Annotated in this window: 21 protein-coding genes; 9 read left to right on the top strand and 12 right to left on the bottom strand. The window is 60.7% G+C overall.

The annotated features are described in order from the left end of the window. Positions 1-195: 195 nt before the first annotated feature. Positions 196-3,042, top strand: a complete 2,847-nt coding sequence (locus tag BBF94_RS07290; RefSeq protein WP_065258372.1) for a valine--tRNA ligase — start codon at positions 196-198, stop codon at positions 3,040-3,042. A gap of 133 nt (positions 3,043-3,175) precedes the next feature. After that, complete coding sequence (gene rlmF / locus BBF94_RS07285; RefSeq protein WP_065258371.1) at positions 3,176-4,207, top strand: 23S rRNA (adenine(1618)-N(6))-methyltransferase RlmF; 1,032 nt, start codon at positions 3,176-3,178, stop codon at positions 4,205-4,207. Positions 4,208-4,279: 72 nt separating this feature from the next. Here rlmF and BBF94_RS07280 read toward each other — a convergent pair whose 3' ends face one another. Further along, complete coding sequence (locus BBF94_RS07280) at positions 4,280-4,561, bottom strand: HU family DNA-binding protein (protein WP_007957357.1); 282 nt, start codon at positions 4,559-4,561, stop codon at positions 4,280-4,282. Between the two features lie 396 nt (positions 4,562-4,957). Between BBF94_RS07280 and yejK the strand changes: the two genes are divergently transcribed. Together yejK and BBF94_RS07270 are read left to right on the top strand one after the other, a co-directional pair. Then, positions 4,958-5,962 carry a nucleoid-associated protein YejK gene (yejK, locus tag BBF94_RS07275; protein ID WP_065258370.1) on the top strand — a complete coding sequence of 335 codons (1,005 nt, stop codon included), beginning with the start codon at positions 4,958-4,960 and terminating at the stop codon, positions 5,960-5,962. Beyond that, entirely contained in the window at positions 5,962-6,312 is a 351-nt protein-coding gene (locus BBF94_RS07270) for a glutaredoxin family protein (protein ID WP_065258369.1), read from the top strand. The genes yejK and BBF94_RS07270 overlap by 1 nt, the downstream gene beginning before the upstream one ends. A 31-nt stretch (positions 6,313-6,343) precedes the next feature. On the opposite strand, the gene BBF94_RS07265 is transcribed toward BBF94_RS07270, so the two are convergent. The 9 genes from BBF94_RS07265 to BBF94_RS07225 form a co-directional block, all read right to left on the bottom strand. Continuing rightward, positions 6,344-7,279, bottom strand: coding sequence for a glutathione S-transferase family protein (locus BBF94_RS07265; RefSeq protein ID WP_065258368.1), 936 nt, complete (start codon positions 7,277-7,279; stop codon positions 6,344-6,346). A gap of 712 nt (positions 7,280-7,991) precedes the next feature. After that, entirely contained in the window at positions 7,992-8,294 is a 303-nt protein-coding gene (locus BBF94_RS07260) for a GIY-YIG nuclease family protein (protein WP_065258367.1), read from the bottom strand. A gap of 39 nt (positions 8,295-8,333) precedes the next feature. Continuing rightward, complete coding sequence (locus BBF94_RS07255) at positions 8,334-8,807, bottom strand: nuclear transport factor 2 family protein (protein ID WP_065258366.1); 474 nt, start codon at positions 8,805-8,807, stop codon at positions 8,334-8,336. 100 nt (positions 8,808-8,907) lie between these two features. Further along, complete coding sequence (locus tag BBF94_RS07250; RefSeq protein WP_065258365.1) at positions 8,908-10,212, bottom strand: CynX/NimT family MFS transporter; 1,305 nt, start codon at positions 10,210-10,212, stop codon at positions 8,908-8,910. After that, positions 10,202-10,861, bottom strand: a complete 660-nt coding sequence (locus tag BBF94_RS07245) for a FadR/GntR family transcriptional regulator (RefSeq protein ID WP_065258364.1) — start codon at positions 10,859-10,861, stop codon at positions 10,202-10,204. The genes BBF94_RS07250 and BBF94_RS07245 overlap by 11 nt, the downstream gene beginning before the upstream one ends. Before the next feature lie 137 nt (positions 10,862-10,998). Continuing rightward, positions 10,999-11,763 carry an amino acid ABC transporter ATP-binding protein gene (locus tag BBF94_RS07240; protein ID WP_065258363.1) on the bottom strand — a complete coding sequence of 255 codons (765 nt, stop codon included), beginning with the start codon at positions 11,761-11,763 and terminating at the stop codon, positions 10,999-11,001. A 12-nt stretch (positions 11,764-11,775) separates the two neighbouring features. Continuing rightward, positions 11,776-12,873 (bottom strand): amino acid ABC transporter permease, encoded by a 1,098-nt coding sequence (locus BBF94_RS07235; RefSeq protein ID WP_065258362.1) that lies wholly within the window; start codon positions 12,871-12,873, stop codon positions 11,776-11,778. A gap of 10 nt (positions 12,874-12,883) precedes the next feature. Then, positions 12,884-14,065: an amino acid ABC transporter permease gene (locus BBF94_RS07230; RefSeq protein WP_065258361.1), complete on the bottom strand. Its 1,182-nt coding sequence runs from the start codon at positions 14,063-14,065 to the stop codon at positions 12,884-12,886. Positions 14,066-14,130: 65 nt separating this feature from the next. Then, the gene (locus BBF94_RS07225) at positions 14,131-15,162 is read right to left on the bottom strand and encodes an amino acid ABC transporter substrate-binding protein (RefSeq protein ID WP_065258360.1); all 1,032 of its coding nucleotides are present in this window, start codon (positions 15,160-15,162) and stop codon (positions 14,131-14,133) included. A gap of 467 nt (positions 15,163-15,629) precedes the next feature. On the opposite strand from BBF94_RS07225, the gene BBF94_RS07220 reads away from it, so the two are divergent. The 5 genes from BBF94_RS07220 to BBF94_RS07200 all read left to right on the top strand — a co-directional run bounded on the left by BBF94_RS07220 (position 15,630) and on the right by BBF94_RS07200 (position 20,821). Continuing rightward, the gene (locus BBF94_RS07220) at positions 15,630-16,286 is read left to right on the top strand and encodes an alpha/beta hydrolase (protein WP_065258359.1); all 657 of its coding nucleotides are present in this window, start codon (positions 15,630-15,632) and stop codon (positions 16,284-16,286) included. 110 nt (positions 16,287-16,396) lie between these two features. After that, positions 16,397-17,875 (top strand): ATP-dependent RNA helicase RhlB, encoded by a 1,479-nt coding sequence (gene rhlB, locus BBF94_RS07215; protein WP_065258358.1) that lies wholly within the window; start codon positions 16,397-16,399, stop codon positions 17,873-17,875. A 124-nt stretch (positions 17,876-17,999) separates the two neighbouring features. Continuing rightward, positions 18,000-18,944, top strand: a complete 945-nt coding sequence (locus tag BBF94_RS07210; protein ID WP_065258357.1) for an ornithine cyclodeaminase family protein — start codon at positions 18,000-18,002, stop codon at positions 18,942-18,944. A gap of 14 nt (positions 18,945-18,958) precedes the next feature. Further along, positions 18,959-20,086 (top strand): NAD(P)/FAD-dependent oxidoreductase, encoded by a 1,128-nt coding sequence (locus tag BBF94_RS07205; protein ID WP_065258356.1) that lies wholly within the window; start codon positions 18,959-18,961, stop codon positions 20,084-20,086. 93 nt (positions 20,087-20,179) lie between these two features. Continuing rightward, positions 20,180-20,821, top strand: a complete 642-nt coding sequence (locus BBF94_RS07200; RefSeq protein WP_065258355.1) for a helix-turn-helix transcriptional regulator — start codon at positions 20,180-20,182, stop codon at positions 20,819-20,821. A 108-nt stretch (positions 20,822-20,929) separates the two neighbouring features. Here BBF94_RS07200 and BBF94_RS07195 read toward each other — a convergent pair whose 3' ends face one another. Both BBF94_RS07195 and moaE read right to left on the bottom strand, forming a co-directional pair. Beyond that, the gene (locus BBF94_RS07195; RefSeq protein WP_065258354.1) at positions 20,930-21,706 is read right to left on the bottom strand and encodes an ABC transporter substrate-binding protein; all 777 of its coding nucleotides are present in this window, start codon (positions 21,704-21,706) and stop codon (positions 20,930-20,932) included. Between the two features lie 279 nt (positions 21,707-21,985). Beyond that, the gene (moaE, locus tag BBF94_RS07185) at positions 21,986-22,438 is read right to left on the bottom strand and encodes a molybdopterin synthase catalytic subunit MoaE (RefSeq protein ID WP_065258352.1); all 453 of its coding nucleotides are present in this window, start codon (positions 22,436-22,438) and stop codon (positions 21,986-21,988) included.

Here is a 22,438-nt window from a genome sequence, read left to right as displayed (position 1 = left end):
CCCGATCTCCTGTGGGAGCTGGCTTGCCAGCGATAGCATCACTGCGGCGTTCCTGAAAAACCGCGGCGCCGGCATCGCTGGCAAGCCACTCCCACATTTAGTTCCCCACCCGGCCCGCCCCGCTCGCCCTGCGCCCCATGCCCCGCTATACTTCCCGGCTTTTCCTGAATAAATGCCAATAGGGTCCCGCCGCGCATGGATAAGACCTACCAGCCGCACGCCATTGAAACTTCCTGGTACAACACCTGGGAGTCCGAGAACTACTTCGCCCCGCAAGGCGCGGGCGACTCCTACACCATCATGATCCCGCCGCCGAACGTCACCGGCAGCCTGCACATGGGTCACGGTTTCAACAACGCGATCATGGACGCACTGATCCGTTTCCGCCGCATGCAAGGTCGCAACACGCTGTGGCAGCCGGGCACCGACCACGCCGGCATCGCCACACAGATGCTGGTGGAACGTCAACTCGAAGCCCAGGGCCAGAACCGCCACGATCTGGGCCGGGAAAAATTCCTCGAGAAAGTCTGGGAGTGGAAGGATCAGTCCGGCGGCAACATCAGCCGTCAGATCCGCCGCCTCGGTTCGTCCGTGGACTGGAGCCGCGAGCGCTTCACCATGGACGACGGCCTTTCGGAAGCCGTTAAAGAAGCGTTCGTGCGCCTGCACGAAGACGGCCTGATCTATCGCGGCAAGCGTCTGGTCAACTGGGACACCAAGCTGCACACGGCGATTTCCGACCTCGAAGTGGAAAACCACGACGAGAAAGGCTTCCTCTGGAACCTGAAATACCCGCTGGCCGACGGCGCAAAAACCGCCGAAGGCAAGGATTTCCTGATCGTCGCGACCACCCGTCCGGAAACCATGCTCGGCGACTCCGCCGTCGCGGTGAACCCGAACGACGAACGCTACAAGGCCCTGATCGGGCAGTTTGTTGATTTGCCGTTCACAGGCCGCCGCATCCCGATCATCGCCGACGATTATTGCGATCCTGAATTCGGCACCGGCTGCGTGAAAATCACCCCGGCCCACGATTTCAACGACTACGAAGTCGGCAAACGCCATAACCTGCCGCTGCTGAACATCTTCGACAAGAACGCCAACGTGCTGCCTGCGGCCCAGGTGTTCAACCTCGACGGCACGCTGAACGACAGCATCGACGGCAAGATTCCGGCCGAGTACGCCGGTCTCGAGCGTTTCGAAGCGCGCAAGCAGATCGTGGCCGCGTTCGACGCTGCCGGCCTGCTGGTCAGCGTCGACGATCACGCCCTGAAAGTACCGAAAGGCGACCGCTCCGGTACCGTCATCGAGCCGTGGCTGACCGACCAGTGGTACGTGTCCACCAAGCCGCTGGCCGAGCCTGCGATTGCCGCCGTGGAAGACGGCCGTATCCAGTTCGTGCCGAAGCAGTACGAGAACATGTACTTCTCGTGGATGCGTGACATTCAGGACTGGTGCATCAGCCGTCAGCTGTGGTGGGGTCACCGGATTCCGGCCTGGTACGACGAGTCGGGCAAGGTCTACGTCGGTCGCGACGAAGCCGAAGTGCGCGCCAAACACAACCTCGGCCCGGACGTTGCGCTGCAACAGGACAACGACGTTCTCGACACCTGGTTCAGTTCGGGCCTGTGGACCTTCTCCACCCTGGGCTGGCCGGAAAAGACCGAGTTCCTGAAGAAATTCCACTCCACCGACGTGCTGGTCACCGGTTTCGACATCATTTTCTTCTGGGTCGCCCGGATGATCATGCTGACCATGCACCTGATCAAGAACGAGGACGGTACGCCGCAGGTTCCGTTCAAGACCGTTTACGTGCACGGTCTGGTGCGTGATGGCCAGGGCCAGAAAATGTCCAAGTCCAAGGGCAACGTCCTGGACCCGCTGGACATCATCGACGGCATCGAGCTCGAAACCCTGGTGCAGAAACGCACCTCCGGTCTGATGCAGCCGAAACTGGCGAAGAAGATCGAGAAGCAGACCCGCGAAGAGTTCGCCGAAGGTATCGCCAGCTACGGCACCGATGCCCTGCGCTTCACCTTCTGCTCACTGGCGTCCACCGGTCGCGACATCAAGTTCGACATGGGCCGCGTCGAAGGCTATCGCAACTTCTGCAACAAGATCTGGAACGCTGCGCGCTATGTTCTGGACAAGGGCGAAGACTGCGGCCAGAACGGCGAAGCCTACGAGCTCTCGCTGGCGGATCGCTGGATCATCTCGCAACTGCAACGCACCGAAGCCGAAGTGACCCGTCAACTGGATCAGTTCCGTTTCGACCTGGCGGCGCAAGCGCTGTACGAATTCATCTGGAACCAGTACTGCGACTGGTACCTGGAATTGTCCAAGCCTGTGCTGTGGGACGAAAACGCACCGGTCGAGCGTCAGCGCGGCACTCGCCGTACGCTGGTCCGGGTACTGGAAGTGGCGCTGCGTCTGGCCCATCCGTTCATGCCGTTCATCACTGAAGAAATCTGGCAGCGCATCGCGCCGCTGGCCGGCATTCAGGGCAAGACCATCATGTTGCAGGCGTGGCCGGTGGCCAATGAAGAGCGCATCGATCCGGCGGCCGAAGACGACATCGAATGGCTCAAGGGCCTGATGCTCGGCACCCGCAACATCCGTGGCGAAATGAACATCGGCCCGGGCAAACCGCTGCCGATCTACCTGAAAAACGTCACCGCCGAAGACCAGCGCCGCCTGACCGAAAACGAAGCGCTGCTGAAGAAGCTGGCGCGTCTGGAATCGATCACCGTACTGGCGGCCGGCGAAGAAGCGCCGCTCTCCGCCACCGCACTGGTCGGCGAGATGGAAGTGCTGGTACCGATGGCCGGCCTGATCGACAAGAACGCCGAGCTGGCGCGCCTGGACAAGGAAATCCTGCGTCTGCAAGGTGAAGTCCAGCGCGTCGGCGGCAAGCTGTCCAACGCCGGTTTCGTTGACAAGGCTCCTGCCGAGGTCATCGAGAAGGAACGCGCCAAGCTGGCCGAAGCTGAACAGGCGCTGGGCAAGCTGGCCGAGCAACACGCGCGGATTGCCAGCCTGTAACGGCCATTCGCAATGAATCAGGGAGGCCCGCAAGGCCTCCCTTTTTTGTGCCCGGCACTTTTCCGGACAACAATGCGGTTCCCTGTGGAACAATACCCGCCACTTTCAGCCACACCCGATGTCGACCACGCCCATGAATGCCCCCCGCACACCGAAACCTGCGCGCAAGAAGCCTCAGCCCACGTCCCCGGCCAAAGCCGTCGAGCCGCGTGAAAAGGCCACCCTGCACCCGCGCAACCGCCATCAGGGTCGTTACGACTTCCCGGCGTTGATCAAGAGCATGCCGGAACTGGCGAAGTTCGTGATCATCAACCCGTACGGCAAGGAAAGCATCGACTTCGCCAACCCCGATGCGGTGCGCGTGTTCAATCGGGCGCTGCTCAAAGCGTTTTACGGCATCGCTTACTGGGACATTCCCGCCGATTACCTGTGCCCGCCGGTGCCGGGACGTGCGGATTACGTGCATTTCCTCGCCGACCTGCTGGCCGCCAACAACGACGGCGTGATCCCGCGCGGCGCTTCGGTAAAGGTGCTGGACATCGGCACAGGCGCCAACTGCATTTACCCGTTGATCGGCCACAGCGACTATCGCTGGCACTTCCTCGGCTCCGATATTGATGCCACAGCCACTGCGTCAGCCCGGACCATTGTCCAGGCCAACGGGTTGAGCAAGGCGATCCAGATTCGCCAGCAGGCCAATCGCAAGCAGATTTTGGCGGGGTTGCTGGAAGCGGGTGAGCGGTTTGAACTGACCATGTGCAACCCGCCGTTCCACGCCTCTCTCGAAGAGGCCACCCGTGGCAGCACCCGCAAGTGGCGCGCCTTGGGCAAAGCCGACCCGAAGCGCAAGTTGCCGGTGCTCAACTTTGGCGGGCAGGCGGCGGAATTGTGGTGCGAGGGGGGTGAAGTGCGGTTCGTGACGCAACTGATCAGTGAGAGCGCACAGGTCGCGCAACAGGTACTGTGGTTCAGCACGCTGGTATCGAAAGCGTCGAACCTGCCGGTCATTCACTCGGCACTGAACAAGGCCGGCGCGCTGCAAAGCCAGGTCGTGGAAATGGGCCAGGGCCAGAAGCAGAGCCGTTTCGTTGCCTGGACGTTCCAGACTCCGACGCAGCAGCAAGCCTGGCGCAAGGCCCGCTGGGGCGAGTCCCCGATGGCGTAGGCCGTTTTCTGCAGGTACAAAAAAACCGTGCCCGGATCGCTCCGGCGCACGGTTTTTTTACATCGCTGCGTCTTACTTGTTCACAGCGTCGGTCAGGCCTTTGGCCACAACCAGCTTGATCACTTTCTTGGCAGGGATTTCGATGGCAGCGCCAGTCGACGGGTTACGGCCAGTGCGGGCAGGACGCTCGGTCACTTTCAGCTTGCCGATACCTGGCAAAGTGATTTCGGCACCGTTTTCCAGCTGATCGGCAACGATTTGACCCAGTTGGTCCAGAGCGGCACGCGCGGTGGTTTTCGGCGCGTCGATAGCTTCGGCGATGTCGGCGATCAGTTGGTCTTTAGTAAGAGCCATGTGGTGTTCCTTCCCTATCAAATTCATATGGATTGCAGAGTGCAGTGTCAGCCATCGAGCCCGATCTTCTGGATCTGGCACCCTCGGCGATAACCACGACGAGTCGGGGTTATAGATGCCGAAATCAAGGTTTGGTTCGACCTGACAAAAGCTGAATGCATGCTTGTCGCGGTGACTTCGCACAAGACCGGGCAAAACTAGCACAGAGACAAGGAAATATCCGCCTCTGACTAGCCAAATGGTCAGGTTTATTGCGCTAAATCGGTAAATAAATGCATAAGCGCCGCCCCGTGACCCCGAATTGCCCTTCATCCCGCGCCAAAACCAGAGGTTGCGGTACACTGGACGCTTTTTCGGGGGAGCCCGCCCTCCTCCCTTCCACTTGCCGAGAAGCCCATGCCGATCCGTCATTGCATCGTCCACCTGATCGACAAAAAACCCGATGGCACGCCTGCCGTTCTGCACGCTCGCGATTCTGAACTGGCCGAGTCAGCCGCCATCGAGAACATGCTCGCCGACCTCAACGAGAGCTATAACGCCAAACAGGGCAAAGCCTGGGGCTTGTTCCATCCGGAATCCGGCGCGTTCCCGTTCAGCGGCTGGCTGAAGGAATACATGGATGGCGGCAAGGATTTCACCGCGTTCAGCAAAGTCGCGGTCGAGCATCTGCAAAAGCTGATGGAAGAGTCGAACCTGTCGGTGGGCGGCCACGTACTGTTCGCCCATTACCAGCAAGGCATGACCGATTACCTGGCCATCGCCCTGCTGCACCACAGCGAAGGCGTGGCGGTGACCGATGAGCTGGATGTGACGCCATCACGCCATCTCGACCTCGGTCAACTGCACCTGGCAGCACGGATCAACGTCTCCGAGTGGCAGAACAACAAGCAGTCCAAGCAGTACATCTCGTTCATCAAGGGCAAGAACGGCAAGAAGGTCTCGGAATACTTCCGCGACTTCATCGGCTGCCAGGAAGGCGTCGACGGCCCGGGCGAGACCCGCACGCTGCTCAAGGCCTTCAGCGATTTCGTCGAGAGCGAAGACCTGCCGGAAGACTCCGCCCGCGAGAAGACCAAGACCCTGGTCGAATACGCCAGCAGCCAGGCCAAGCTCGGCGAGCCAATGGGCCTTGAAGAGCTCTCGGAGCTGATCGACGAAGAACGCCCGAAGGCCTTCTACGATCACATCCGCAACAAGGACTACGGCCTGTCGCCGGAGATCCCGGCGGACAAGCGCACGCTCAACCAGTTTCGCCGCTTCACCGGTCGTGCCGAAGGCCTGTCGATCAGCTTCGAAGCGCACCTGCTGGGCTCGAAGATCGAATACGACGAAGAAGCCGGCACGCTGGTCATCAAAGGCTTGCCAACCTCGCTCACCGATCAGCTGAAGCGCCGCAACTGATGCTCGGCAATGTGCTGAAGAAGGTTGCGCTGGTTCTGCTGGTGGTTGTGGTCTACCAGAACTGGGGCAAGATCGAGCGGGTGTTCAACCCGTCGCAGATGGCCTCCGAGCAGGTCCGCGCCAATGCCAAGGTCGTGCTGTATGCCACGGACTGGTGCGGCTACTGCAAGCAGACCAAGCGTTTTCTTGATCAGAAAGGCATTCCGTTCAAGGAATTCGATATCGAGAAGGATGCCGAGGCGCGCAAGGCCTACGAAGCACTGGGCGGGCGCGGGATTCCGCTGATCGACGTCAATGGCACGTTGATTCGCGGGTTTGATCCGGACGACATTCTCGCCGCACTGAAATGAACGAGGGAGCCAATCGGCTCCCTCGCTCGTTTCAGCGTTTCTCGATCCGGAAACCGAATCGCGGGAAGTGCACATGCACCTGCCCGGCACGCTCGTCTTCACGGCGCAGAATCAGCTCTTCACGACCAGCAAACACCAGCTCGCCGGCTACCGGATCTACGCCGTAGTCAGTGGCCGCGATCACGACTTGCTGGCCCGCTGCAAATCCGTTCGGATCGACAAACTGCTCATCGGGCAATGCCGCCGGCTTCGAACGGCGTGCGACCTCCAGCGCCTCCTCGGAACTCATCGCACTGGCCGCTCCGTGACCGAAGCCCAGCACCCGCCCGAGCCATGCGGACACTGCCGGATAGTCGTCCACCAACGGTGCGGTGACGTGGGTCGCCTTGAGGAACCACAGCGGATGCGCCATGGCGAAGTCGGCAATCGACGGTTCACCAAACAGGAAATCCCCGTCTTCACGCTGCAGCTGCTGCTCCAGGCGCGCCATGATCGTCGGCCATTGATGTTTGGCCTGCTCGGCTGACAGCCTGGTCGCGCTACCACCGCTGAACAGCCCGGCACGATCGGCGAGGAAGGCCTTGATCGCTTCCGGTGGCAACTTGCCGAAACGCACCGCCACCGATTCCGGCTGAAACACCAGGCTTACCGTGTGCTGGAACACCACAGAATCAGCCCAGGCGGCGAAACTGGCGGCGATCATTTCCTGACCTTCCGGGAAGAACGAAGGTTGGGCCTTTTCCTGCTCGAGACGCCGGGCGATCAGCGCGGTGTCGCAATAGATATCGGCGCCGATCTGCAGCACCGGAGTCTTGCGATAGCCGCCGGTCAGGGCGGTCAGGTCAGGCTTGGGCATGACTGGCGAGATATGCACCGAACGCCAGGACAGGCCCTTGAACCCCAGCAGCAGCCGGGCCTTTTCAGCAAAAGGAGAGGTCGGGTAATGATGAAGGATCAACTCGGACATGCTCGGCTCCGCCGCACAGGAAGTGAACCGGCAGCTTAGCGCGCAATGGGTTCGCAGCCTACGGATCCGGCTGATGGGAACCGATCAGTCAGGTTGATAAGGCATCCCAGAGTGCTCGAAAAAACCGCCTCAGCCGAGGCCGAGACGGTTCCCACATCAATGGCCCTACATCAGGTCATCGAAGTGATCTCGCAGGAACTCGTAAAAGCGAAACGCTTTGAACGACCTCCATACGAGGCTCAGAGTACGCAGCAAAAGCTTCATACATTTTGGCCTCCGGTTGGGGGCCAAACCTCCAGCGTGCTTACCGGACCACGTACGCCTTCGGAAGACACGTCAATATCTCCTGTGAGGCGGCCGGTTGTGATACCCCCTGAAAAATCATTCCGGCACGGGAGCAACTCCGTGTCAGAGGGCATGAAACCGTTACGCCAATCGGCCAGACCTCAATGGTTGCACTGCCATGTGAGCGGACGGATCGTAACCGGGTTTCAGAACCTTCGCTTAAACAAATAAACTCAAAATTGAGTTTATTTGGTAGGCGTGCCTTCAGGCTTGCTCAGTGACGCAAAGAGGAATATTCTCCGCCTACGTCAATGTCTCCTGTGAGATCAGTAAACCCGGCCGCAAACCGAGGTTTACAGAAAAACCGCCCCGCAAAGGCGGTTTTTTTTCGCCTGTCATTTGTCAGAGATTGCTGTTCCGGCATCGGTCAAACAGACCGATAGGACGCCACCAGACATTCCTTCGCACTCTTCCTGAGCTTCTTGATCAACCGCTCCTGGCGCAGCGCATCACTCTTGTCACGGCATCGCTCGGTATAGACCAGCGCCATCGCCGGGCTCGAGAGAAAGAATCGTGCGCCCTTGCCGCTCTGGTGCTTGGCGAAACGGCGCACGGGATCATCGCTGATCCCGCAGTACAGCGAACCGTTGGCGGCGCGAACGAGGTAGACGAACCAGGACTTGCTCACTGGAGCGTCGGCTTCGGGAGGGTTTTCGCTAAGACTGGTCACTGGACACTAAAGGCGTTTGAGGAACAGGTCGCGATCTTATCAGCGACTCGCCTGAAATGCCTTCAGCCCTTTCAGCGCCTGGGCGCGGACAGCGTTGCGCACCAGCGGCGTCCAGCCCAGCAGCAGGCCTTTGAAACCCAGCGCCTGGCGTGACCAGCGCCACAGGTCGAAGTGGTCGTGATGTTCACAGATCTTGCCGTCGCGAAAGACGAAGCGCGCCTGGATGTCGTTGATCACGACGTTGCCGGTCTGGCTGAACAGGTAGGTCGCCACCCAGTGGGCGCCGCCGCTGCGTTCGTCGGCGCGGACGTTGTCGAAGGTCAGGGAGAAGTCCTTGGCCCGGGTGGTGAGCATGCGCCACATGTCACCGGCATCGCGGCCGCGCAGCTCGCCGAAGGCCGGATCGCTGAACACCACGTCGTCGGTGTAACAGGCCGCCATGGCCTCGGCGTCGAGGCGCTGGAAAGCCTGGTAGAAAAGGGTGATCAGGGCGCTGTGGGCTTCTTCGCTCATGGGCAATCTCCGGGAAATGTACAGACTGCCAGCACGATAATCCGCAAACGCCCGAAACACTATCGGCATTCGCCTGCCGAATACCGACTGTGTGTGCAATTCAGACCTTTTCGCTTTCCACCTGCACATACAACGCACGCCCGGCACCGAGGCCGGCGAGGATCGCACCCGCACCGACGATGCCGAAGATCCAGCCCACGGCGTTCCAGCCGCCGGTCCAGTCGTGCACCACGCCGACCGCGAACGGCCCCATGGATGCGAGGGTGTAGCCAAAGCCCTGGGACATGCTCGACAGGTTGGCCGCGACATGAGAGTCCTTCGAGCGCAACACGATCAGGGTCAGCGCCAGACTGAACGTGCCGCCCTGCCCCAGTCCCAGCAGGATCGCCCAGCCCCACAGACCTTCGATTGGTGCATAGAGGCAACCGAACAGGCCGCCGAGGGTCAGCGCCATCACCACCACGATCGCCAGACGCTGGTCCTTGCCGCGCGTGGCGAGCCACGGTGCCGCCAGGGAACTGGCGAGCTGAATGATCACCGAACCGGACAGCACGAGACCTGCCTGGGTCGGCGTCAGCCCGCGACCGATGAGAATCGACGGCAACCAGCCGAATACGATGTAGGCCAGCGATGATTGCAGCCCCATGTACAAGGTCACCTGCCACGCCAGTGGGTCACGCAGCAAACCACGCACGCGATACGCGACATTGTGCGCACCGTGCTTCTGGCCGATTTGCGGCAGCCAGAACAGCGCCGCGACCAGTGCCGGTATCACCCAGAAGCCCAGGCCCATGGCCCAGCTGTGATCGAAATGCTCGCTCAACGGCACGGTCGAACCTGCCGCCGTTGCCGCGCCCAGGCACAGGGCCATGGTGTAGACGCCGGTCATGGTGCCGGCATGCTTTGCAAAATCGCGTTTGACGATACCCGGCAGCAACACGCCGATGATGCCGATACTCGCTCCACCCAGAACACTGCCGGCAAACAGACCGATTTCGCCGAAGTTGCTGCGCAGGATGATGCCTGCGGCGAGTGTCAGCAGAATTCCCAACACAACCCGTTCGGCGCCGAAACGCCTGGCCAGCACCGGTGCCAGCGGCGCGAACAAACCAAGGCACAGCACCGGCAATGTCGTCAGCAATCCCGCCTGGGCAGCGGACAAGCCAAGACTATTCGACACTTCACTGAGCAGCGGCGCCATGCTCGACAGCGCCGGACGCAGGTTCAACGCCACCAACACCAACCCCAGCAACAACAGCCATGGACGACGCACCAGCGGATGGCTTTGCTGCACCTGCTCGTCATCGGCCTCGGCATCGATCAGCAGCTCCTCCAGTTCGGCGGTGCGCTTGGGGATATTGATTGCTTCAGGGCGGGACATGGTTTTCTCGGTTTCAAGGTTCATTGATCAGTTGCCTCGACAAGGCCTTGGCCCGTTCCGGGTCACGCTGTTCGACGGCTTCGAACAGAGCGATGTGCAAATCGAAGACTTCCTGTCGACGAGGGACGATGTTCAGGGTCTGACGCAATTGCGCGCCGACGATGCTCGAGAAATAGCGGTACAACTCGCTGAGGGTCGGATTGTGCGCGGCGTCCACCAGCCTCCGGTGAAACACCAGGTCACAGGCGATGTAGCTGTCGAGATCGCCGTGATAGTGGCTGCCGGCAACACCCAGCGCCTCGCGCAGGCCTGCCAGATCTTCGTCAGTGCGGCGCAACGCCGCCAGACCGATGGCCTCGACTTCAAGGATGTGCCGGGTTTCCCGGGCCTGATCCAGCGAGCATCTGGAGAGCGCCTTGAGCGTGTCCATCGGATCGACCACTGCCCGCAGGTAACTGCCGTCGCCCTGCCGGATCTCGATCAACCCGGAGAACGCCAGCACCCGCATCGCTTCGCGCACGGTATTGCGGCTGATGCCGAGTTCGGCGCACAGCTCGGGCTCGGTGGGGAGCCGCTGACCGACCTGCCAGCTGCCGTCGGTGATGCGCTGACGCAACTGATCGAGCGCCTGATCGACCAGGGATCGTTTGATCAATAAAGAGTTTTCAGACATGGAATTCGCCCTGTCATCCAATCATGGGATGAATTTGCTGACAGGGTAGTCAGATTTTTCAATCAGGGCAACCGGCAAGATCCGGGCAAAAATAAACCCGGAACTGAGTCCGGGTTTATTTCAGCGCCTGAATCCGATCAATGCAGGATCTGGCTCAGGAACAGTTTGGTCCGGTCATTCTGCGGATTGTCGAAGAAGTCGTTCGGTGCCGCCTGCTCGACGATTTCGCCTTTGTCCATGAAGATCACGCGATTGGCCACGGTGCGGGCGAAACCCATTTCGTGGGTCACGCAAAGCATGGTCATGCCGTCTTCGGCCAGACCGATCATGGTGTCGAGCACCTCCTTCACCATCTCCGGGTCGAGTGCCGAGGTCGGTTCGTCGAACAGCATGATTTTCGGTTTCATGCACAGCGCACGGGCGATCGCCACACGCTGCTGCTGACCGCCGGACAACTGCCCCGGAAACTTGTGCGCCTGCTCCGGAATACGTACGCGCTCCAGATAATGCATGGCGATTTCCTCGGCCTTGCGCCTGGGCATCTTGCGCACCCACATCGGAGCCAGGGTGCAGTTCTGCAGAATGGTCAGGTGCGGGAACAGGTTGAAGTGCTGGAACACCATGCCGACTTCGCGGCGGATCGCTTCGATCTGCTTGAGATCGTTGGTCAGTTCCACGCCGTCGACCACGATGCGGCCCTGCTGGTGCTCTTCCAGACGGTTCAGGCAGCGGATGGTGGTGGACTTGCCGGAACCCGACGGACCGCACAGCACGATGCGTTCGCCCTGACGGACATTCAGGTTGATGTCTTTGAGCACGTGGAACTGGCCGTACCACTTGTTCACGCCCTGCATCTGAATGATGCCTTCAGGGCCGACTGGCTTTTTGATTGCTTCGCTCATCGAAAAAAACTCCTAACGCTTGTGGCCAGTGTCGAGCTTGCGTTCCAGATGCATGGAATAGCGCGACATGCCAAAACAGAAAATCCAGAACACCAGGGCGGCGAACACGTAGCCTTCGGTGGCCATGCCCAGCCATTTCGGATCGGCAGCGGCTTGCTTGACGCTGTTGAGCAGGTCAAAGAGGCCGATGATGATCACCAGGCTGGTGTCCTTGAACAGCGCGATGAAGGTGTTGACGATGCCGGGAATCACCAGTTTCAGGGCTTGCGGCAGAATCACCAGGCCCATGGCGCGCCAGTAACCGAGGCCCATCGCGGCCGCGGCTTCGTACTGACCTTTTGGGATCGCTTGCAGACCGCCGCGCACTACTTCGGCGACGTAGGCCGACTGGAACAGGATCACGCCGATCAGCGCCCGCAGCAGCTTGTCGAAGTTCATGCCTTCGGGCAGGAACAGCGGCAGCATCACCGAAGACATGAACAGCACGGTGATCAGCGGCACGCCGCGCCAGAACTCGATGAATGTCACGCAGACCACGCGAATGGCCGGCATGTTCGAGCGGCGTCCCAGCGCCAGCATGATCCCCAGAGGCAGCGCACCGGCGATACCGACGGTGGCGATCACCAAGGTCAGCATCAGGCCGCCCCACTGGCTGGTGGCAACCGCGCTCAAACCGAGCACGCCGCCATGCAGCAGACACCAGGCAACGATCGGATACACCACCAGGAAGCTCAGCCCGTACACCGCTTTACGCGGCACACGCTTGATGAACAGCGGCGCCACGCCGATGACCGCCAGCCACACAGTCAGGTCCACGCGCCAGCGCAGGTCTGCCGGGTAGTAGCCATACATGAACTGGCCGAAACGCTGCTCGATGAACACCCAGCAGGCGCCCGCCTTGGTGCAGTCGGCACGGGTGGTGCCGACCCAGTTGGCATCGAAAATCGCCCAGCTGAGCAGCGGAGGAACCACCAGGTAAATGAGATAGAACGCAAACAACGTCAGCAGGGTGTTGAGCCAGCTGGAGAACATGTTCGCGCGGATCCACGCCATCGGGCCGAAGACCTTGGCCGGCGGCGGCATGTCGGGTTTGAAAGTATGAGTACTCATGCGCTATTCCTTACCGCTCGATCAGCGCAATGCGCTTGTTGTACCAGTTCATCAGCAGGGAAATGCTGATACTGATCGCCAGGTACACGCTCATGGTGATGGCAATGACTTCGATCGCCTGACCGGTCTGGTTCAGCACGGTGCCGGCGAACAGCGAAACCATTTCCGGATAACCGATACCGGCCGCCAGCGAGGAGTTCTTCGCCAGGTTCAGGTATTGGCTGGTCAGCGGCGGAATGATCACCCGCAGCGCTTGCGGAATGATCACCTTGCGCAGCGTCGGGCCGTTGCGCAGGCCCAGGGAACGCGCCGCTTCGGTCTGGCCGTGGCTGACCGACTTGATCCCCGAACGCACGATCTCGGCGATGAACGCCGCGGTGTACACGGTCAAGGCGAGAGTCAGAGCCAGCAGCTCCGGAATCAACACCCAGCCGCCGACGAAGTTGAAGCCTTGCAGTTTCGGCATTTCCCAGTGCAGAGGAGCGCCGAAAACCAGCGCGCACAGCGTCGGGATCAACAGGAAAATTGCCACACCGGCCCAGAACTTGTGGAACGGTTCGCCGGTTTCTTCAAAGCGCCTGGTGGCCCAGCGGCTCATCAGCACGATGGCAACGATGGCCACCACGATGCTGACCACGAACGCCCAGAAGCCGTCGGCCATCTGTGCGGCCGGCATGTTCAGACCACGGCTGCTGACGAAGAAGGTGTCGCCGAAGTTGTGGCTGTTGCGCGGCCCCGGCATGGTCAGGAACACCGCGAAGTACCAGAACAGGATTTGCAGCAGCGGCGGAATGTTGCGGAAGACTTCCACATACACGGTCGCCAGTTTGCTGATGATCCAGTTCGGCGACAGCCGAGCCACACCGATGATGAAGCCCAGCAGGGTCGCCAGGATCACGCCGATGAAGGTCACCAGCAACGTGTTGAGCAGGCCGATCACGAACACGCGGGCGTAGCTGTCCGCCTCGGTGTAGGAAATCAGGTGTTGAGCGATGCCGAACCCGGCACTGCGCTCCAGAAAGCTGAACCCGGACGTGATGCCCCGGTGCTGCAGGTTGGTCTGGGTGTTATCGAACAGATACCAGCCCATGGCGACCACCGCCACGACGGTGATGATCTGGAATAGCCACGCACGCACACGCGGATCGCTGAGGCTGAACCTCTGCTTTGGTGCGCCGATTGAATTTTGCATGAAGTGCCCCGGAAAAAATGGAACAGAACATCACCCGGCGGCTGGCCCGCCGGGTGATAGAACCATTAGCGCACTGGTGGTGCGTACTGAATGCCGCCGTTGTTCCACAGCGCGTTCAGGCCACGGTCGATTTCCAGCGGAGTGCTCTTGCCGAGGTTTTTCTCGAAGATTTCACCGTAGTTGCCGACTTGCTTGACGATCTGTACGACCCAGTCCTTCGGCAGCTTCAGGTCCTTGCCGTACTCGCCGTCGCCACCCAGCAGACGGGCAACGTCCGGGTTCTTGGTGGACTTGGCTTCGGCTTCAACGTTTTTCGAGGTGATGCCGGCTTCTTCAGCGTTGAGCAGCGCGTAGCCGACCCAGCGCACGATAGCCAGCCACTCGTCGTCGCCGTTACGCACGACCGGGCCCAGTGGCTCCTTGGAAATGGTTTCCGGCAGGACCACGTAGTCCTTCGGCGAAGCCAGCTTGCTGCGCTGGGCGAACAGCTGGGACTTGTCGGAGGTCAGCACGTCGCAACGACCGGATTCCAGCGATTTGGCGCTTTCGTCGGAGGTGTCGAAAGTGATCGGGGTGTACTTCAGGCCGTTGGCGCGGAAGTAGTCGGAGACGTTCAGCTCGGTAGTGGTACCGGCCTGAATGCAGATGGTCGCACCGTCGAGTTCCTTGGCACTCTTCACGCCCAGCTTGTTGTTGGCCAGGAAGCCCACGCCGTCGTAATAAGTGATGAAGCCAGGGAATTTCAGGCCCATGCCCGCGTCACGGGAGCTGGTCATGGTGGTGTTGCGCGACAGGATGTCGATCTCGCCGGATTGCAGCGCGGTGAAGCGCTCCTTGGCGTTCAACTGACTGAACTTGACCTTGGTCGCATCACCGAACACGGCAGCGGCCACGGCACGGCAGACGTCGGCGTCGATGCCGAGGATCTTGCCGGTCGAATCCGGTACGGAGAAGCCCGGCAGACCGTCGCTCACGCCACACTGCACGAAACCTTTCTTCTGTACCGCATCCAGGGTTGCACCCGCCTGAGCGAACCCGCTGACACCCAGAACTGCAGCTGCAGTCACGATCGCCAGCGTGGATTTCAACATCTTCATTCAAACCTCCAGTTTTGCTCTTGTTGTGTCGGAGCTTGAGTCCAGTCGCACCCTTTTGAGGCGTTGTTGACCCGTGTTGGCTTTTTATGGGGTCAACCGACGCAGGACCTTCGCTATGAGTCTAGTAGGAGAAAATCCACATCATGGACAACTCACTTCTCACCAGTCGGCCGAACGGGCGGTAGCCCTTTCACGTTCGCGAAGCCCGTTGCGGCCATTGGCGAACATCCATCACCGGATTCTTTGCTATCCCGTCGCCGGGCGTTCACTGATAGTGTTACCGCCAGGCGCGAGATCGATTGCACGACTGACTCATAGCAAAGCCCGTACCACACCGCTCGCTGAAGCGATTGAGCGACAGGTCAATAGCAAAACTTGCAGCCTTGCGACATCTTCTTAACGGATCAACCGGGCGCGCACCTCCATCACGCACTTAATGAGAGCGCCCGCACATTTTTGGAGCAGCCATGACCGAGCCCTTGATTCTTCAGCCTGTTAAGCCCGCAGACGCCTGCGTGATCTGGCTGCACGGCCTCGGCGCCGACCGCTATGACTTTCTGCCGGTAGCCGAAGCGCTGCAGGAAAGCCTGCTCAGCACACGCTTTGTCCTGCCTCAGGCACCGACCCGCCCGGTGACCATCAATGGCGGATATGCCATGCCGAGCTGGTACGACATCAAGGCCATGAGCCCGGCCCGGGCCATCGACCGCGACGAGCTGGAAGCCTCCGCCGATCACGTCATCGAACTGATCGAACAACAGCGCGCCAGCGGAATAGCCCCTTCGCGGATTTTCCTCGCCGGTTTTTCCCAGGGCGGCGCCGTGGTCTATCACACCGCTTTTCTGAAATGGCAGGGACCGTTGGGCGGCGTGCTCGCGTTGTCGACCTACGCGCCGACCTTCAGCGACGAACTAGAGTTGTCCGCCAGCCAGCAACGGATTCCGGCACTGGCGCTGCACGGCCAGTTCGACAACGTGGTGCAGAACTCCATGGGCCGCACGGCGTATGAGTATCTGAAGGCCCATGGTGTCACCGTGACATGGCAGGAATACCCAATGGAGCACGAAGTGTTACCCGAAGAAATTCGCGACATCGGCGTGTGGTTGAGCGAGCGCCTGCGCTGATCGTTCCGGAATCGATTTTCCGATGGTCGGTCCCCTTTGATCATCCCACTACGCCGCGCCCGTTTCTTGCATTACACTGGCCGGCGTACATTCCTTAACCAATTGATGAGATAACCGTGCTCAAAGCACTCAAGAAGATGTTCGGTAAAAGCGAGGCCGAGCAGCTCGCACCCGCTTCCGGTGCGCCATCGCAGGCCCCCGGCCATCGCAGCGATGCCAGACCGGCCGACCGCCAGGCTCCCGCAGCCACACCGAAACGCGAACCGAAAACCGCCCCTGCCGCCGCACCTGTCATTGAACCGGCCCGCAGCGAAGCACCAAAACCGGCCAGACCACGCCGCGAACCGAAGCCCAAGGCGCCGGTCATTCCCTGGAAACTCGAAGACTTCGTCGTCGAGCCACAGGAAGGCAAGACCCGTTTCCACGATTTCAAACTCGCCCCGGAACTGATGCACGCCATCCACGACCTGGGTTTCCCGTATTGCACGCCGATCCAGGCCCAGGTATTGGGTTACACCCTCGCCGGCAAAGACGCCATCGGCCGCGCCCAGACCGGCACCGGCAAGACCGCCGCGTTCCTGATCTCGATCATCACCCAGCTGTTGCAGACCCCGCCGCCGAAAGAGCGCTACATGGGTGAGCCACGGGCGCTGATCATCGCGCCGACCCGAGAGCTGGTGGTGCAGATCGCCAAGGATGCCGCCGACCTCACCAAGTACACCGGCCTCAATGTGATGACGTTCGTCGGCGGTATGGACTTCGACAAGCAGCTCAAGCAGCTCGAAGCCCGTCACTGCGACATCCTCGTCGCGACCCCGGGCCGTCTGCTCGATTTCAACCAGCGCGGCGACGTACATCTGGACATGGTCGAAGTGATGGTGCTGGACGAAGCCGACCGCATGCTCGACATGGGTTTCATTCCGCAGGTCCGGCAGATCATTCGCCAGACACCGCCGAAAAGCGAACGTCAGACCCTGCTGTTCTCCGCGACCTTCACCGATGACGTGATGAACCTCGCCAAGCAGTGGACCACCGACCCGGCCATCGTCGAAATCGAGGTCACCAACGTGGCCAACGAAAACGTCGAACAGCACATCTACGCGGTGGCCGGTGCCGACAAATACAAACTGCTCTTCAACCTGGTCAACGACAACGGCTGGGAGCGGGTGATCGTGTTTGCCAACCGCAAGGACGAAGTGCGACGCATCGAGGAACGCCTGGTACGTGACGGCATCAACGCCGCGCAACTGTCCGGCGACGTGCCGCAGCACAAGCGGATCAAGACGCTCGAAGGCTTCCGCGAAGGCAGGATCCGCGTGCTGGTCGCCACCGACGTGGCCGGTCGCGGTATTCACATCGACGGCATCAGCCATGTGATCAACTTCACCCTGCCGGAAGTCCCGGACGACTACGTGCACCGCATCGGCCGAACCGGTCGGGCCGGCGCCGATGGCGTTTCGATCAGCTTCGCCGGTGAAGACGACTCCTATCAGTTGCCGTCCATCGAAGAAAAGCTCGGTCGCAAGATCAGCTGTGAAACGCCACCGACCCATCTGCTGCGGGCGGTTGAGCGCAAGCGTCCACAGTAAGCGATGCCATAAAAAGAAGCGCAGCCGGCAACGGACTGCGCTTTTTTTTCGCCCGGATATTGTTCAACAAAACTAAAAGTCCATAATGGACAAATTAGTTTATAAACAGTCTTTGGAGTCCGACATGTCCAGCACGCCGTACGTGATTGATCAAACCCGGGCACGGGAGCTTCTGGCCCGGATCGATGTGCCGCAGATTCTGCGCAAACTGTTTCGCGACCTGTCAGCCGGACACGCCGTGCAACCGGCGCAGCAACTGGTGGAATTCCCCCAGGGCGCCGGGGACTTCATCAACTATCTGGGCGTGCTGGCCAAAGATGGCGTGTACGGGGTCAAGACGTCGCCGTACATCGTTCGCGAACAAGGCCCGCTGGTGACGGCATGGACGCTGTTGATGTCGATGCAGACCGGTCAGCCGCTGCTGCTCTGCGATGCCGGCGAACTGACCACCGCCCGTACCGCAGCGACCACCGCCGTAGCTGTCGATGCCCTTGCGCCGTTGGAGGCCTCGCGTCTGGCAATCATCGGCAGCGGCAAGGTCGCCCAGGCACATCTGAACTACATCAAGACATTACGTGACTGGCAGGGCATCAGCGTGTACTCGCCGTCCTTGAGCGAAGATCCGGCAACCGCCAGCCTGCTGCAAACTCTCGATCCCCGGGTGAGCATCGCCGACAGCCGCGAAACCGCCATCACCGAGGCTGACGTCATCTTGCTCTGCACCTCCTCCGCAGGACCTGTGATCGACCCGGCAACGTTGAGCAAGCCGGCGCTGATTACCTCGATCAGCACCAACGCACCCCGCGCCCACGAAGTGCCGCCGCAGAGCCTCAACGACATGCAGGTATTCTGCGACTACCGTCTGACCACACCGGGTTCGGCTGGCGAGATGTTGATCGCCGGCGAACGGCATGGCTGGGACAGAAATGCGATCGTCGGTGACCTTGCGGACCTGCTCAGCGAAAAAGTGCAGCGTCCGGATTATCACCGTCACGTGTTTTTCCGTTCCATCGGTCTGGGCCTGGAAGACATCGCCCTGGCCAACGCCGTCTATCAATTGCAGCGCTGACACCGGAGATTTTCATGGCTCATGCAGATTTCATCATCATCGGCGGCGGGATTGCCGGCGCCTCCACCGGTTTCTGGCTGTCGCAACACGGCAAGGTCGTGGTGCTGGAGCGCGAATCGCACCCGGCCTATCACTCCACCGGGCGTTCGGCTGCGCTGTTCACCGCCGCTTACGGAACGCCGCAGGTTCGTGCACTGACCCAGGCCAGTCGGGCGTTTTTCGATCATCCGCCCAGTGGCTTCTGTGAACATCCGTTGCTGACCCCGCGTGGCGAAATGACCGTGGATTTCACCGGTGACGCCGCCGAACTGAACAATCAATACCTCAGCGCCAAAGCCACGGTGCCGGAGATGCAGTTGCTCAGCGCGGAAGAAGCCTGCGTGCGGTTGCCGATTCTGCGTCGGGAAAAGGTCCACGGTGCGATCTACGACCCGACCGCCAGCGACATCGACACCGACGCGCTTCATCAGGGCTATCTGCGCGGCATGCGCCGCAACAACGGGCAAGTCCTGACCGATTGCGAAGTGCTCGGGCTGAACCGTGATGCTGACGGCATCTGGCAAGTGCAGACCAACAGCCAGACCTTCAGCGCTCCCATCGTGATCAACGCAGCCGGTGCCTGGGCCGACAGAATCGGCAACCTGGCGGGCGCTCGACCGCTGGGCCTGCAACCGAAACGCCGCGCCGCCTTCATCTTCGCCGGCCCGGAAGGCGTGGACATTCACCACTGGCCGATGCTGGTCAGCCTCGACGAATCGTTCTACATGAAGCCCGACGCCGGCATGTTCCTCGGCTCTCCGGCCAACGCCGATCCGGTCGAACCCCACGACGTGCAGCCGGAAGAACTGGACATCGCCATGGGCATCTACCAGATCGAAGAAGCGACCACCCTGACCATCCGCCGCCCGACCCGCACCTGGGCCGGCCTGCGCAGTTTCGTGGCCGACGGCGACTTGCTGGCCGGGTTCGATCCGCAGGTGCCCGGGCTGTTCTGGGTCGCGGCCCAGGGTGGCTACGGCATTCAGACGTCGCCGGCGATGGGCATGGCCAGCGCCGCTCTGGTACGTAATCAGCCCTTGCCCGAGCACCTGGAACAGTTCGGCCTGACGGCGACCATGCTCTCGCCTGCCCGTCTGACCTGAGCCTGCGTCCGGATGACTCGCCCGACGGATTGCGGCACACTCGCAACGCCCCCGGACCACGGGGGCGTTGACGTTGCCTGGAGCTCCACTGTTATGACCGCCCCCGAACACACGCCCGAGCCGAATGACGCCGCGCTGGATAACTTCCGCGCCATCGCCGATGCCATCGCCACCCTGTTCTTTCCCCACGCTGAAGTGGTGCTGCATGACCTGCGCACGCAGAAGGTCGACTACATCGCCAACAACCTGTCGAAACGGGTGGTCGGCGATGAATCGTCACTGGAGGACATGCTCAGCGACGACGTCAGCGAACGGAACATCGGCCCGTACGAAAAGCTCAACTGGGACGGCCAGAAGATTCGCAGCCTGAGCACCGTGCTGCGCGACAGCGAAGGACGTCCGCTGGCGGTGCTGTGCATCAACCTCAATATTTCACTGTTCGAGAACGCCAAGGCTGCGCTGGATCTGTTCCTCTCGCCGAGCAAACTGATTCCGCAACCGGATTCCCTGTTTCGCGATGACTGGCAGGAGCGGATCAACACCTTCCTGCACGCCTGGCTGCGCGAGCGGCAACTGAGCCTGAACCTGCTGACCCGCGATCACAAACGCGAACTGGTGCTGGCGCTGCACGCCGAGGGCGCGTTCAAGGGCAAGAGCGCCTCGAACTACGTGGCCAATGTGCTGAACATGGGGCGGGCGACGGTGTACAAGCATTTGAAGGAATTGAAGGGCTGAAAATCTTCATTGGCCGTTCCGATCCCTTCGCGAGCGGGCTCGCTCCCACACTGGATCTGTGGCGTCTACACATCCCTGTGGGAGCGAGCCTGCTGCGAAGGCGGCAGATCAGTCGCCGTAGATGTCCGACTTGAAGTACTTCTCGGAAATCTTCTGATACTCCCCGCTGGCGCGGATGCCGTCGATGGCGCTGTTCAACTGGCTGACCAGTTCGGTATTACCTTTGCGCACCGCGATCCCGGCGCCCTCACCCACGTACTTCGGATCCTTCAGCTCCGGCCCGACAAACGCATAACCCTTGCCACGAGGCATCGACAGGAAATCGGTCAGCGGAATGGTGTCGGCGAAAATCGCATCGAGACGCCCGGCCGCCAGGTCCATGTAGATTTCTTCGTTGTTGCCGTAGCGCTTGACGTTGATGCCCTTGGGCTCGAACACCTCGGTAGCGTAGCGATCGGTAGTCGTCGCACGCTGCACGCCGACGGTCTTGCCCTTGAGGCTGGCGTACTGGTCATCGACCGTCGCACCTTCCTTCATCACCAGTCGCGACGAGGTGAAATAGTACTTGTGGGTGAAGTCCACCGACTTCTTGCGATCTTCATTGATGGTCATGGACGACAGCGCCATGTCGATTTTCTTCACCTTCAGGGAAGGAATCAGACCGTCGAACTCGCCCTCGACCCACACGCATTTGACCTGCATCTGTGCGCACAGGGCATTGCCGATGTCGTAGTCAAAACCGACGATCTCACCCTTGTCGGTTTTCGAGGCGAAAGGCGGATACGCCGCTTCGATGCCGATGCGCAGGGTTTTCTCGGCGGCGAACACGCTGCTGCACGCCAACAGGCTCAGCGCCAGACCGGTGATCAGGGGGAGTTTCTTCATGTTCGTTCTCTCGCGGGTTGTTGTTGGTTTGGCAAGACAGAAGAAAGAGCTGGAACGGGGGAAAGCTTTATTTGTACTTGTAAATCCATACTGGACTTTTACGTACAAACCGTCAATTGGGCGAGACAGAACATTTCTGGCCGATGGTCGGGGAGGCAAATCTCAGGGAATGGGTGATTCGGATGGCCTCTTCGCGAGCAAGCTCGCTCCCACAAGGATCATCGCAAACCTGTGAGAGCGAGCTTGCTCGCGAAGAGTGACGCCAGGCCGACAGAGGCGTTACTGCTTCCAGCGATCCGCCGCCGCATGATCGCTGTCACGACCTTCGACCCAGCGCGGGCCGTCGCTGGTGATTTCTTTCTTCCAGAACGGTGCTCGGGTCTTCAGGTAATCCATGACGAAGGCGCAGGCGTCGAATGCCGCCTGACGGTGGGCGCTGGCGGCACCGACGAACACGATCGGTTCGCCCGGCTCCAGCGCGCCGATGCGGTGCAGCACCTCCAGCTTCAACAGCGGCCAGCGCTGTTCGGCCTCGAGGGCAATCTTGCCGAGGGCCTTTTCGGTCATGCCCGGATAGTGTTCGAGGAACATGCCGGCGACATCGAGGCCATCGTTGAAGTCGCGCACGTAACCGACAAAACTCACCACCGCGCCGACGCCGACATTGGCCGCGTGCATCGCGTTGACTTCAGCGCCGGGATCGAACGCCGTGGACTGCACACGAATCGCCAT

This window comes from Pseudomonas bananamidigenes (assembly GCF_001679645.1).
Classification (GTDB): Bacteria; Pseudomonadota; Gammaproteobacteria; order Pseudomonadales; family Pseudomonadaceae; genus Aquipseudomonas; species Aquipseudomonas bananamidigenes.
The sequence above is the reverse complement of the archived record's forward strand: the minus strand, read 5'-3'. Positions and strand labels throughout refer to the sequence as shown.

What these genes read in the sequence shown, in the direction of transcription:
- BBF94_RS07290 (WP_065258372.1), top strand. Translation starts at nt 196, where the DNA reads ATGGATAAGACCTACCAGCCGCACGCCATTGAAACTTCCTGGTACAAC.
- BBF94_RS07255 (WP_065258366.1), bottom strand. Translation starts at nt 8,807, where the DNA reads ATGAGCGAAGAAGCCCACAGCGCCCTGATCACCCTTTTCTACCAGGCT.
- rlmF (WP_065258371.1), top strand. Translation starts at nt 3,176, where the DNA reads ATGAATGCCCCCCGCACACCGAAACCTGCGCGCAAGAAGCCTCAGCCC.
- BBF94_RS07220 (WP_065258359.1), top strand. Translation starts at nt 15,630, where the DNA reads ATGACCGAGCCCTTGATTCTTCAGCCTGTTAAGCCCGCAGACGCCTGC.
- BBF94_RS07210 (WP_065258357.1), top strand. Translation starts at nt 18,000, where the DNA reads ATGTCCAGCACGCCGTACGTGATTGATCAAACCCGGGCACGGGAGCTT.
- BBF94_RS07250 (WP_065258365.1), bottom strand. Translation starts at nt 10,212, where the DNA reads ATGAACCTTGAAACCGAGAAAACCATGTCCCGCCCTGAAGCAATCAAT.
- BBF94_RS07265 (WP_065258368.1), bottom strand. Translation starts at nt 7,279, where the DNA reads ATGTCCGAGTTGATCCTTCATCATTACCCGACCTCTCCTTTTGCTGAA.
- BBF94_RS07205 (WP_065258356.1), top strand. Translation starts at nt 18,959, where the DNA reads ATGGCTCATGCAGATTTCATCATCATCGGCGGCGGGATTGCCGGCGCC.
- moaE (WP_065258352.1), bottom strand. Translation starts at nt 22,438, where the DNA reads ATGGCGATTCGTGTGCAGTCCACGGCGTTCGATCCCGGCGCTGAAGTC.
- BBF94_RS07200 (WP_065258355.1), top strand. Translation starts at nt 20,180, where the DNA reads ATGACCGCCCCCGAACACACGCCCGAGCCGAATGACGCCGCGCTGGAT.
- BBF94_RS07225 (WP_065258360.1), bottom strand. Translation starts at nt 15,162, where the DNA reads ATGAAGATGTTGAAATCCACGCTGGCGATCGTGACTGCAGCTGCAGTT.
- BBF94_RS07240 (WP_065258363.1), bottom strand. Translation starts at nt 11,763, where the DNA reads ATGAGCGAAGCAATCAAAAAGCCAGTCGGCCCTGAAGGCATCATTCAG.
- BBF94_RS07235 (WP_065258362.1), bottom strand. Translation starts at nt 12,873, where the DNA reads ATGAGTACTCATACTTTCAAACCCGACATGCCGCCGCCGGCCAAGGTC.
- BBF94_RS07245 (WP_065258364.1), bottom strand. Translation starts at nt 10,861, where the DNA reads ATGTCTGAAAACTCTTTATTGATCAAACGATCCCTGGTCGATCAGGCG.
- BBF94_RS07230 (WP_065258361.1), bottom strand. Translation starts at nt 14,065, where the DNA reads ATGCAAAATTCAATCGGCGCACCAAAGCAGAGGTTCAGCCTCAGCGAT.
- BBF94_RS07195 (WP_065258354.1), bottom strand. Translation starts at nt 21,706, where the DNA reads ATGAAGAAACTCCCCCTGATCACCGGTCTGGCGCTGAGCCTGTTGGCG.
- BBF94_RS07280 (WP_007957357.1), bottom strand. Translation starts at nt 4,561, where the DNA reads ATGGCTCTTACTAAAGACCAACTGATCGCCGACATCGCCGAAGCTATC.
- yejK (WP_065258370.1), top strand. Translation starts at nt 4,958, where the DNA reads ATGCCGATCCGTCATTGCATCGTCCACCTGATCGACAAAAAACCCGAT.
- BBF94_RS07270 (WP_065258369.1), top strand. Translation starts at nt 5,962, where the DNA reads ATGCTCGGCAATGTGCTGAAGAAGGTTGCGCTGGTTCTGCTGGTGGTT.